This is a genomic window from Treponema sp. J25 (genome assembly GCF_004343725.1).
Classification (GTDB): domain Bacteria; phylum Spirochaetota; class Spirochaetia; order Treponematales; family Breznakiellaceae; genus J25.
Genome location: NZ_PTQW01000044.1, coordinates 1 through 12161 on the forward strand (window position 1 = coordinate 1; position 12161 = coordinate 12161).

At 40.6% G+C, this 12161-nt stretch carries 14 protein-coding genes; 1 reads left to right on the forward strand and 13 read right to left on the reverse strand.

Annotated features, from left to right (window positions below; translation table 11 throughout):
* The 3 genes from C5O22_RS13615 to C5O22_RS12180 form a co-directional block, all read right to left on the reverse strand.
* Positions 1-235 (reverse strand): hypothetical protein (locus tag C5O22_RS13615; protein ID WP_207895383.1); only part of this gene is annotated, 235 nt, incomplete at its 3' end.
* Between the two features lie 71 nt (positions 236-306).
* Complete coding sequence (locus C5O22_RS12175; protein WP_132782202.1) at positions 307-678, reverse strand: YqfO family protein; 372 nt, start codon at positions 676-678, stop codon at positions 307-309.
* A 66-nt stretch (positions 679-744) separates the two neighbouring features.
* A complete protein-coding gene (locus C5O22_RS12180; RefSeq protein WP_132782204.1) occupies positions 745-942 on the reverse strand; it encodes a DUF6485 family protein in 198 nt (65 codons plus the stop codon).
* Between the two features lie 81 nt (positions 943-1023).
* Between C5O22_RS12180 and C5O22_RS12185 the strand changes: the two genes are divergently transcribed.
* Entirely contained in the window at positions 1024-1701 is a 678-nt protein-coding gene (locus C5O22_RS12185; RefSeq protein WP_132782207.1) for a DUF434 domain-containing protein, read from the forward strand.
* Positions 1702-1737: 36 nt separating this feature from the next.
* Here C5O22_RS12185 and C5O22_RS12190 read toward each other — a convergent pair whose 3' ends face one another.
* The 10 genes from C5O22_RS12190 to C5O22_RS12235 form a co-directional block, all read right to left on the reverse strand.
* Positions 1738-2964, reverse strand: coding sequence for an ABC transporter permease (locus C5O22_RS12190; protein ID WP_132782209.1), 1227 nt, complete (start codon positions 2962-2964; stop codon positions 1738-1740).
* A gap of 51 nt (positions 2965-3015) precedes the next feature.
* Positions 3016-4173 carry a hypothetical protein gene (locus C5O22_RS12195; protein WP_132782212.1) on the reverse strand — a complete coding sequence of 386 codons (1158 nt, stop codon included), beginning with the start codon at positions 4171-4173 and terminating at the stop codon, positions 3016-3018.
* 143 nt (positions 4174-4316) lie between these two features.
* Entirely contained in the window at positions 4317-5054 is a 738-nt protein-coding gene (locus C5O22_RS12200; protein ID WP_132782214.1) for an outer membrane lipoprotein-sorting protein, read from the reverse strand.
* Positions 5055-5100: 46 nt separating this feature from the next.
* On the reverse strand, positions 5101-6291 hold the full coding sequence (locus C5O22_RS12205; protein WP_132782216.1) for an ABC transporter permease: 1191 nt from the start codon (positions 6289-6291) through the stop codon (positions 5101-5103).
* On the reverse strand, positions 6288-6995 hold the full coding sequence (locus C5O22_RS12210; RefSeq protein WP_132782219.1) for an ABC transporter ATP-binding protein: 708 nt from the start codon (positions 6993-6995) through the stop codon (positions 6288-6290). Before C5O22_RS12210 ends, C5O22_RS12205 begins: the two co-directional genes overlap by 4 nt.
* The gene (locus C5O22_RS12215; protein WP_132782221.1) at positions 6992-7666 is read right to left on the reverse strand and encodes a hypothetical protein; all 675 of its coding nucleotides are present in this window, start codon (positions 7664-7666) and stop codon (positions 6992-6994) included. The genes C5O22_RS12210 and C5O22_RS12215 overlap by 4 nt, the downstream gene beginning before the upstream one ends.
* 2 nt (positions 7667-7668) lie before the next feature.
* Positions 7669-8361 carry a tetratricopeptide repeat protein gene (locus C5O22_RS12220; protein ID WP_132782223.1) on the reverse strand — a complete coding sequence of 231 codons (693 nt, stop codon included), beginning with the start codon at positions 8359-8361 and terminating at the stop codon, positions 7669-7671.
* A 56-nt stretch (positions 8362-8417) separates the two neighbouring features.
* Positions 8418-9683 carry a BamA/TamA family outer membrane protein gene (locus C5O22_RS12225; RefSeq protein ID WP_132782225.1) on the reverse strand — a complete coding sequence of 422 codons (1266 nt, stop codon included), beginning with the start codon at positions 9681-9683 and terminating at the stop codon, positions 8418-8420.
* Positions 9684-9687: 4 nt separating this feature from the next.
* Positions 9688-10773, reverse strand: a complete 1086-nt coding sequence (locus C5O22_RS12230; RefSeq protein WP_132782227.1) for a glycosyltransferase WbsX family protein — start codon at positions 10771-10773, stop codon at positions 9688-9690.
* Positions 10773-12074, reverse strand: a complete 1302-nt coding sequence (locus C5O22_RS12235; RefSeq protein ID WP_132782229.1) for a hypothetical protein — start codon at positions 12072-12074, stop codon at positions 10773-10775. Before C5O22_RS12235 ends, C5O22_RS12230 begins: the two co-directional genes overlap by 1 nt.
* Between the last annotated feature and the right edge of the window lie 87 nt (positions 12075-12161).

Consider the following 12161-nt stretch of genomic DNA (forward strand, 5'->3'; position numbering starts at 1 on the left):
TTTTTAAGAATTGTATTCCGTATCTGGGCGCTATACCGAGCCATAGGTCACCTCCTGTTCCATCTTGTTCTAGGTGACAACTATTATGGCAGAGCGCGCACCCCACGCCGAGCCACATAAGAAATATAAAAGGACGGGCAGCGGGGGCCTCCGGATGCTTCTGCACGTATCGGGCTACAAGAATACAAAGCCCCCCCGCCACAAACAGGGGCACCGTATACAGAGTAAATACCATACATTAATTGTAGTACCGGTTTCCAGAGCGTCAAGCAAGGGTGCTTTTTCAAACGAACCAGGACCCTCTTTTCACTGGTTCTGACGCTGTCGGATCGCCAGGGGATCTATCTTATATACATACACCGCGGGCTCCTCATAGGGATGGGCCCGGCGCAAGGCAGTAAGAACTGCTTCCAGGTTTTCCCCTGCCACAACGAGTTCTACCCGATCTTCCCGGACAAGTTCATCCTTTCCTTCTTGCCCAATGAAAGGGTCAGAGCCCGGAAGGGGACGGAATCGCCCTACCCCGGCGGACACAAAGGCGCAGTGATCGTAGGCTCCCAGTTTACCCGCCCCGGCATCAAAAAGGGCCTCCAAAAGTTTTTCTGTATACTCCGGGGGTACAAAGCTAACAAGGGTATAAAGGCCATACTCTGTCTTTCTCTCTTGCTCGGCAGCCATCTAGAGCCTCCTCAACCCATCGATATAATCCGTTGTTCCATAGCGGTGGTAGTTGAAAATACTCCCTTAAGCACGCCCCTTCATTCTGAGATAGTTCGCGATAGAACGATCGTAGGTCTTTTCATATTCGGCGTTAAAATAGCAGGCCGGTAATTCGCCGTGGGCTCGATGGTAGGCGATACAGGCACAGCATTTTCCCCGTTTTTCGCAGGGATAGGTGCAGGTGCATTTTTTAAGGTTCGCTTCGACGGTACAGACACTCATAGAGTAGCCCTCTCTACAAATTTTTCTTCAATATCGAACAGTAGTTTAATATAGTATATCCTATGTAAGGATGAATAGACAATGAAGCTTTCGGAAGATTTTGCTCTGGCTCTCAGGGATTATCGTCTCCTCCTTAACCGGGGCTACCCCATTCCTTCCACCCTGAAACTCGTGGGGGACCGGTACCGACTTTCCCACACCGAACGGATGATACTTTTTCGAGGTGTCCTGGATGATGAAAAGAATGAAAAGATCCATATGAAACTTGTTTCCACCCTTCCGAAAAACGCAAGCCTTGCCATCGATGGCTTTAATGTGCTTTTTACCCTGATTAACTACCGACGGGGCCATCCCCTCTTTATCAGTACGGACGGCCTGTTACGGGATGCCGGGGGTGCCCACGGCAGAATCGAAAGGACCGAAGACTGGGACTGGGCCCGTACTCTTTTCTGTGAAACCCTTCTCCACCTGCCGGTGGGTCCCCTCTGGGTTTACCTGGACGCGCCGGTTTCCCACAGCGGAGAGTACCGCCACGAGATTGAACAAAACCTGAAGCACCACGAAGCTTTCGTTCAGGTGATGCTCGAAGACTGCGCCGATATCCCCCTGCAGACCTTTACGGGGACCGCCATTGCCAGTTCCGATTCCACCATTGCTCTCCGCTGTAAGACAAGTATTTTTGACCTTGCTCGATACATCCTGGAAACATCCTATCATGCCCAGTTCCTGGATGTGGGTGCATATACATATGAAACATAAAGAAGAAGGTGCAGTAATGACAACGAATAAAAAGATCTAGTTACCATGCCGAATTTGATCGATTATCTCAGTCCTTATGACATGGATCGAAGGGATACAAGAGGCAAGAAGGGGTATACCAATCCCAATAAAACAGGCCATGGCAATAAGAGAGGGGGTAATCATAATCTGTACAAAAACATTTGTGGTAAGCCCAGGAGGGGGAGACATAGGAATTCCGCCGGACACATAAATAATAGCGGCCCCAATAAAAGCAAAAACAATTCCTATTATTGTCCCCCCTATACCAAGTACCGATCCTTCGGCCATGAATTGAAAAAGAATTAATGATCGGGAAGCTCCAAAACTTCGAAGGGTACCAATTTCTGCAATTCGCTCAAAAACACTCATGATCATCGTATTAAGGGTAGAAAAAAACATAACCACCATAACAACCATGAGGATTAATCGGAAATAACCGCCGTAAAACTGAACAACCTGGGCATAATATCCAGCATGTTGATCCCAAGAGGTAACTTCAAGATCCCACCCTTTTTCCGCTAGGAGCTTTATAATTTTATCTCGAAAGAAGACAGTTTTTTCTGTATCTTTTAAAAGAATCGCAATCTCCTGTACCCCCTCTATACCTGCAAGAATTTGGGCAGTTTTTAAGGGAACCCTTAAGATTTTTGCATCAAAATCAGCCGAATAGCTTCCTATCATCCCTTTTACCTTCAGGGGTAACGCATTGTAAGATCCATCGGCAGCAACCGTACTTAACGAAAATTCATCGTTCACCGAAAGATTGGTTCTTTGAGCAAGTTGTATCCCAAGTTCAGCAAACTCTATATCGTTCACATGAAGATCTTTTCCAACCTTGCGAGTAAAAAAAGTATTCAATTTATTCTCCCGATCTGGATCAACCCCCCTTATCATCACAAGCTCAGAAATCCCCTCTCGGGTATGTAGAACTCCAAAAAAATTAAAATGGGGAGAGACCGCCTCTACCTCATTCTGGCTTTCCAGCAAAGCAATGAGCTCTTCAAAATGGGGGATCACAAATGCATATGGATCTTGTTCTTTTTGAGCCCAGTATCCTTTTTTTGCAACTTGTATATGGGCATACTGACTTCGTATAAAAGATTCCCGTAATCCCCAATAGTTATATTCGTAGTAACCACCCATTATAAGTATGCTCGCCGTACCAGCTACGATTCCTACCATGGTTAAAAGGCTTCTTCGCTTGTTTCTAAACACATTTCGAAAAGCCAAAGAAAAAATCATAATAAACTCCTTATGCTCGGCTAAATTCAGGGCGCTACCTTCCTAGGAGTACTACAAGGTAACTTGGATACTTAGTTTAAGGCGCTGTTCATAGAGAAAATATTCTGTTCCTCGCCCTCCTATATCTTCTCCCCATGCAAAAGGGACGTCCCATAAAAAGAGAAATTCCACCCCTTCAAAAATCTTAAAACTTAGGTCTACGCGGGAATAAAAGTCTCCTAAAATTCCATACCGTATACTGTACGACCACTTAAGAATATTAAACAAAGAGGAATTGGGTCTTAGATGGAGTGCATAATTCCAAGGACTCATATATGACCATCGCATATGCTGGAGCACAGAACCTCGAACACCTGCCGCAGCAGGGCCCAATATACTATTCGCCGTAGACAAAGTTTGGGTAAGGTTTTCCCATTCTTTTTTATCATAAGCATCGCCAATATACATTACCTCAAAATAAAAAGAGAGATCGATAAGTGGTAAGCTATATAATATTCCTCCCATTGTGCGGATACCATTTTTTCGGGTCATCGTTACCGTAAAATTTGAAGAATCAAGCAGGGGCATCCAATTTTTAGTAGTATAACTTGCCTCACCGTAGGCAAGAAGATCCGTTCCTATCATATAACTTGCCCAGCCACCAGTAGTCCAATCATTATCCCAACTCACAAATAGTCCTATATCAAGGGAACCGGCAAAAAATTGCCCCTGGCTGTAAAAAATTGATGAACCCGGTAAAATTGAGGGGGAGTTCTCTAGGAAAGATTCGGGAACCCAGGGACCTCGCGGAGCATATACGAATTTTATTGAAGATTGCTCGAAGGTAAAAGCACTCCACAGGAGGGTTTTATTTTTTTCTTCCCCGAAAAGCCATTCAAAATAATTAGCAGCTTTAAGCTGTTTTGCTGGCCCAGGAGTCCATGGTAAACTCCCAATTCCCATTGAAAAAAATGCTTCCGGCCATATATAAGTTAATTGCCAGTTTTCTATATCAAAACTATCATTTTCGGTAATCCCATATAGATTTACCCCGATAGTATCGGTATCCATCCCGTTATGCCACCCAAACCATTTTACCCGGGTACCTATTTGAAAGAAAAGGTTTTCTGAAAGAGTGATATCGCCGTAGATAACTTGGAAAAAATGACCACTGGCATACTTTTCATTAAGCTGATTGGCAGGGTTTAAAAAAGCCTCATCCCGAAGCACCTGGAATAGGGCTTCATGACCAAATATGTGTTCAAAATCAATCTTTACCCTTTCATTCTGAGCAAAAAGAGCGCTTCCTCCCCCGCTGATAAGCAAAATTACTATTAATGAAGTGAGCCTATTGTAATAATTATACAGACAGTTCATTTTAGAGCCTTCATCCCCTCCCGGGAGAAATAACGATTCTCCAGGGTTTTTTCTTCAAATTTGTCAAGTTCAATAATGCTTTCTTCTTTATTTAGTTCGTTAACCACTCTAAATTGGGTTAATAAAATTTTGTTATTGATGGTTTTATATTTCTCGTAATAGATGGTTCTCATAAGTGTTCCTGTTGCCGCGTATAATTCGGCTTTTACCGGTCGAGAATCGGCATCATTTAATTCAAGTCTTACCCGGGGGTAACTTATTTCTTTTCCAGGTTGAGCTGCTAATTCAAGAATAATCACTGGTCCATCCTTTTTTCCCTCGAGCACTTTGTATGAATCACTAAACAAAATGCGGGTAATATCTCCTGCCGAGGCTTGACCAAAGAGCATTTGGCGGGCAGAGATCCGAATGGGATCTTGCATTCTTTTATCTAGCAGCCAGAAGCTATTACCATCCATAAAAATTTTTCGGCCTACCAGTTCCGGAGGGGCGGTGTACACACACAAAACCACCGAACGGTCCGTGTTTTTAAGATATACCATCATTGTGGAAGTCTCACCTTTATCAGTAAGACGGTATTCAAAACTAAAACCCTTTTCTGAAAAGAGTCGATATCGATCAGCTTCCTTAAGACTATTTAGCCATGATTCTTGGGAAAAGCCAGGTAGTATCAAAAAAACAAGCATAAAAACACTACACCCCGCCGAAAAAAAGATTTTGTATTTTTTACCCATATTTTCACCTCCTATATTTTTATCTCCTATAGGTTTCTTGTAACGTCTAAGTATTGATTCTCAACTGCTCAATTATCGTAAGTTGTCCAATTTTTCGGGTAACAACAAAGGCCGAAAGTTGTCCCACCATCAGAACTAATACAAAAGCAGAAAGAAGATAGATGGAATTAAAAGAAAATCCTACTTTAATTGCGGTATGAACGGTGGGAGGCGGTGGCAGCTTAATACCACCAGTCCAGTTAATTACGACACCTGTTAAAAGGGACCCTATGGTTCCCAATACAAACCCATACAACGAAAGATATAGAGCCTCGAGGTGGAAAAGAACTTCGAGATGGCTACTTTTTGCTCCAAAGGCACGCATAGTTCCTAGCTCTTGAATTCGTTCTGTAAGAGAAAGGGTAAACGTGGTGGCAATAGAAAAGAAAACGGTCACAAACAGGACAATCATAATAAAACGAAGATTATCCCCATAGATTCTCTGTACCGAAGAGATATATCCCTCTGGAGAGGTATACTCGGTTATTTTAATATTTTTAATTCCCACCTCGTTAAAAATGAACTGAACCTCTTGGATAATATCTGCAAGTTTTGCAGGGTCGTTTATCTGCACATGTACAGAACGTACAGTCCTATAATTAATGCCACCAAGAGCCCGATATGGTAATCTAAGAAAGAAACGATCACTTTCTTCTGAATCAGTAGTAAGGATCTCGCCAATCTCTACAGCAAAACTTTCGTATCCTGAAATGCCGCTTATCCAATCTCCTACTTTAACACCAAGCCCCAAGGCTAATAAGGAACCAATTGAAGCTTTTTGATCATCTTCTCTTTCTTTGATTCCAATATTATTGGGCCATTTCTGCATTACCTGTTCTGCATAAGGATCAATTACTTGTCCAGAGAAAACAGAACTTTGTTCACCAAAACCAATGATTCCTGAAATGGGAGAACGTATCGCAAGTACCCGGACCTCTTTAAGGGATTTTAACTTTGCAATAAGATTTTCCGTTACAAAACCGCTTATTTGATTCTCAGTAAAGCCAGGAGCCTCAATTTTAAAATGCCCCTCTGAACGTATTACACTTTGTTCTAGCGAGTCAAACAGATATTGATACAAGCCCCCTACAAGAATGATGACATAACAGGAAAGAGTTACCACCAAAATAGGCATCATACTTCGTAGGCCCTGACGAAACACATTCCGAGATGCAAGCCGCAGGTCTAACCACGTCATAATGGCATATCCTTATTAGAAACGGTTGTCTCTTTGGTAATTTTCCCATCTTCTATTCTGATAATACGATGGGCCTTTTCCATAATACGAGGATCATGGGTCGAAAATAAAAAAGTAGTTCCCAGTTCAACATTAAGCTTTCGTAAGAGATCCATGATCGATTCTCCCGTGGCATGATCAAGATTAGCAGTTGGTTCATCGGCAAATACGATGGTCGGATTATTGATGAGGGCCCGCGCAATAGCAACCCGCTGACGCTGTCCCCCTGATAACATATTGGGCCGTTTTTCAGCCTGATCCGAAAGGCCTACCAGTTCCAAAAGCTCTTTTGCCCGTTTCCGATTCTGGCGGGATTCAGGATACAACAGGCTGGGGTACTCTACATTTTCCTGTACCGTGAGAACGGGAATCAAATTAAAGGTTTGAAAGATAAAGCCTATTTGGTGGTTACGGATACGTGCAAGCTCCTCGTCTTTCATCTTGTGGAGGTCCTTTCCTGCAAGGGAAACGCTCCCATTCGTTGGCCTATCAAGCCCTGCCCCCAGATGGAGCAGGGTCGATTTTCCACTTCCAGAAGGACCAACAATGGCAGTAAATTCACCTGCCCTAACAGAAAGGGTTACTCCAGAGAGAGCCTCAATAACCGTTTCCCCTAATTTGTATTGTTTATAGACATTTTCATACCGAAGTATTTCGCTTTTCATTTTATCTCCTCAGCAGCTTTTGTAATAACCGTTTGAATTTGGGTATCATGATTTAGTCCTGTTTTTTCAGCTTGCATCCGAGCAGAATCAAGATATGAAAGGCTTTTGTATTCTCTGGCAAGATTTACATAAGCATAAACAAGTTGTTTTAACTCTTCTACAGCAAATATCCATTCTTGGGAAGCAATTTTTTGATTTATCATTTCAATTATACTCTGAACTATTTTATCAGCCCCTAAAATTACTGGAAAATTACTATATGTAATAGCCTGCCATAAATATACCCTTCCTTCATTAGGCCACTTTTCTGTAAGCAGCTCAAATTCATGCATCCCCGCTCGCACATATTTTAATTGAAGGCTTGGAGTTTTAGATTCACCCGCCATTTTGCATAACGCAGTAGCATAATACACCCCTGCCATTACCCGACCAGACAAGAGATCCTTGTTTTGCTCGTAAAGACGTATAACCTGTGCAGCGTTATCCCGTTCAAGCAGTTCAAGCATTAATAAAGATTCAAGGAGCTCCTGATTTTGGGGATCTTTTTGGTATGCTTTTTTTATTTCTTTATACTGCTCACTCTCAGGCTTACTACATCCATTTATTGTTATTACCAATAATACCCCCCAAAAGATTGTACTTATACCCTTTAATAATGATCTTAATACCATAATTACTTTCCTCCTTTAAGAAAATTTTCTATTTCTATAGCTAAGTCCTTATCCTTCACAATAGCTTTAGCAATCGAAGCATATCTTTGGGCAGACTTCCAATCTTTTTTAATAAACTCCATCCGGGCCTTGTAATAAAATACATGAGCCGCATCATACTTACCTTCGAAAACCGTAGGGTCTTTTGCATAAAGTTTTACGAGAAAATTTAGGTCTTCTTCAACTATTTTTTTTCTATCAAAAATGTCAGGAAGGGCAAAATTATTTTCATATCGAATACGTCTAACAATAACATCTGACGGAGAAAGTTTAACCGCCGAATCTAAATAAGTAAGGCCTTTAAGAACACCATCTATTTTTAGTAACGGGTTATCCTCGTCTCGTCCAACAAGCGTCCATGCCGAACCAAGATAGGCAAGAGTAACTGCATCGTTTCGTAATTTGCTGGCCCTTTCCAATGCCTGGACAGCATCATTAGCGCATTTGATCATATATTTGTTACACAAATCATGATAGGCAATTCCAAGAGAAAACCAGAGCTCCGCATTAGATGGTTGCTGAGCGGTTTTAAGCTTTAAATTTTCTATCAAGGCTTCCATTGCTTGCTGTTCAGTCGTAGTACTATTTTGAGAAACCACAACGGCTATAATGCCGCATAACCACAGCAGGGGAAAAATTGTTTTCTTTATCATCATAAAGCTCCTTCATTATTAGTTGTGTACTCTGCTCTATAGTGCGTTAAAATCACTTACTAATATAACGCAGTATCCACGCTAAACAAAAAACTTATACCTTCATCTGGATAAACTGCTCGTTTTATCCCAAATGAAAAATAAAGTCCAACCGGATAAGAAAATCCAAAAGCCAGGGCTGTACCACTTGACACCCGCATATCCTGAATTGAAATATCATTCAATCTCTCAAAAGTACCTGCCGACTCAATAAAAATGTAAGGATTTAATGTCATAGTTGAAAATCCCAAAGAAATCGGTAATAAGGATAGGAGGGTAGTTTGAAAATATGTTCTTAAATAGATTGGTCGGCGATCTAGTTCAACAGGGCTGCGAAAAGTGCTGGGATCTGGCCAAACCAAGGGAGAAGTATAAGGATCAACAGCTGCCCCTTGTATAGTCCAGTGACCAACGAGATTACTGAAGGGTTTTACATACAGACGTACCTGAGACCGAGCATAGGCAGCAGGCTGAGTACCACCTCCATAAACGGTTCCTCCTGCGACTTGAACATTAAATCCCAAGGGACGCATAAACCGGTATACGGGCCATATATCTGCAAAAAAACCTAATTTGGCAATAGAACCCTGCGTCTCAATAGGGAACGGTATGGATCCTGAAAGTATATAATAACGAACCTCTGTTTCAAAACCTGTATCCAGCCAAGGTCCAAGAGAAGCATACAGACTTCCTTCTGCAACATAACTTTCCTCTCGCCAGTGGTACTCTCGAATAAGATGTCCTCCACCGATTTTATAAGAAAAAGGGGTACCTCCAACTACGGGGTGGGACCATCTTACATACTGAGTAGTAGTCCCAAGGGTTACTTCGAGTAATTCATTCCCATTCAGAAGATGTCTAAAGGCTACCGAAACATCCCAGGGCCAAAAGTTGAAGGCATACATGAAGCCATCAGTAAGATCAATAACACAGAAAAATTGACCATCTTCTTCAGAAGGAATGAGATATACGTTTGCATTATAAAAAAGGCCTGTTTCCAGAAAATAATCAGCCTGTTGGGTGGAAATTTGTTTCCATTGTTCTTCTGTAAAACGCTGCCCCTTCGATATAAATAGACGAGATCGAACCCAACTCTCTTTTGTCGTTCCATTGATTCTAATATGTATATCTTTAATATACACGGATCCGTTATATGATGTGGTTTGAGGAGCCTCTATTCCAAGATTTTGTATCAGAGTGTCAACGATTGTATCGAGATCTTCGGTTTCTGATTCTGCCAACAAAAGCAAAGGAATACACATAAAAAAATAAAATAAAGGAAACACCCTCCTATTTATCACATGATCCTCCCTCAAAATTTTTCCATTCTTGTAAAGCCTCTTTTAGTGCTTCAAGGTAAGCATAGCCTTGACCAGCCTCAGGTTCAAGGGCACATCCTTCACCCCATTCGTTCCACGCATTAACAAAAACAAAAGGATTTTGACAATCAAGCTTTCTAAATTTTTCAAGAAGTTGGTTCTTGAATAAGGATGGGCTACAACCGGTGAATATAGTGGCTCCTCCCGTTAGATGCCTTGGGGTATTGTCCCAGCGTGGACATGCCCCTGGAACCTGAAAAGAATGGAATTGTATTTCCCGACAAGATGTTATAATCTCAGGATAAGAAATAATAGTATTATTTCCTTCCTGTCTTATCGCGGTAGACATCCTAGAATTTCTTAAAGAATAGAACGGTTCGAATTCTACTACCATGTCAAGATCAAGATTCTTTATCTCGTAACTATCTTTATGAAAATTGAGAATCCCTCCAATACAAATATTACCAATTCCAACTTCTCGAGCACGATTACGCCACACAGCAATCATATCGTTAAAATGGTTAATTTGACCAACCCGATATACAAGAATGAGGGGACTACCGTTAAAATGGATAGCTCTTTTGTCTTGTAAAAAAGGGGTAAGCCAGTCAAAATGATCTATCCAGTCTTCCAAACCACCATAATCTTGCATTTGCAAGATTTCTTTATTACCTCCATTCCAATTACGGGTCCAACTTTCATTAGCCCAACATAAACAGAACTTAATATCTATTTTGGGATTTTTAAGAAATTGCAGTAGTGGTTTTTCAAGTAACAATTTCCCTTTGAACCAATAATGATAAAAACAAAAGCCGGAAACACCAAAAGATTTCGCCATCTCCGCTTGTTTTACAAGAGTTATTTCTTCTCCCAGATCATAGAAACCTATATCTGGGTGAGGCAAATAGGGCATTTCATGCCCCTCAAAAAAAGGGGAGGCCCGTTTTACATTTGTCCACTCCGTAAATCCTTTGCCCCACCACCCATCATTTTCAGGAATATGATGAAATTGAGGAAGGTAAAATGCTATGATTCGAGGTTGTGACTTTTCTTTCATTAGCAATTACCTCCTATTTTTGCTTTATAAGAGAGATGAGAAATATAGTCAAAACAAGAAGAAAATAAAGGAGTATTTAATGTGGTAACCCAATTCTGATAATGCTGAACCCGTTCTTCGGCAATTCCATTTTTGAAATCATTTGCCAAATTTATAAAAGCATGGGAATCGCATATATCACAAAAAGAAACTGAGTTAAAATAGGGATTCGAATAAGCAAGATCGGGGAAATATATTTCATCCTCCCAAATACCAAGCCCATAGAATCCTGGGAATAGCTGGCCATTCATCAAAGATCTGAAATTGTCGCTTAAAACACTCGATGTACTTGCATAAAAAGAAACAAAAGGGACGCCACAGTTTAACGCAAGAGTTCCTACTGTACCATAAGGAATAAAAAGTCCAGCAAAAAGAGCTTCTTCCAAAATCTGCTCTAAGTTCCCGGCCTCAAGCCACTTATAGGTTTCAAGTCTCATTCCTTTAGGGAGATCAATCCCTTCGATACAAGAAAATGGATCTATACAAACAATACGTTCAATATCTAGTACTTCTTTTAATTTGAAAAATATTCCTTTGCAAAGATTCCTAATAATTAAATGTTCCACGGTATATTCAAAAAAGCGGCTAAGTCCCACAAAAACAGTTTTTCTGTTCTTTTTTTCTCGTTTTCGGGGAACAATACCGAGAAGATTTTTATAACCAATAACTCGGTTGTTCCATACTTCTTCTCGATTAAGTGGAATGGGACGAATAATTAGGGGACCTTTTAAAGGAGGTATTAGTTGTATCTCCATTCGTTCAGGAATAAACTTTCTTAGATAATACCCAATTCTTGTTGTTACAAGAATACCTTGAATTTTACTTTTTATTCTCTCCCGTGCAGCGTACAATCTTTTAGTATATTCTTCTTCTGAAAGAGTACAAGTTCCAAAATAATCAACAATAGAAACAATTATACCACTATTATGTATTTCTTCAAGAAAATAAAGGAAGTCATTCCTTTGATGTTCTCGTATATTATATTCAAGGAAAAAGGCATTTATATCTATAAGAGTTACGGTTTTAAAATTTTTAAAGAAATCTCTTAATTCAGCAAGAATATCTTGGAATGGCATTCCGGTCATATCATGGAAAGATTTCTTTCCTTTGTAACTTGCGACAACATTTTCAAGCGTACGATTGACTACTAATAATACATTCTCTAACGAGGAAAGACTAGACAATTGTTTTATCATATATGATGCCTCTCCGGTGCTTCTCCTCGAAAGACCAATAAAGAGATGCTTACAATCAGAAATCATTTTGTTTTTCCTTTAATAGTATTTCTGCTTGATAAATAGTTACTTTACTATTCCATCCTAAAATAAGCCCCGCTATTTGTCAACAAA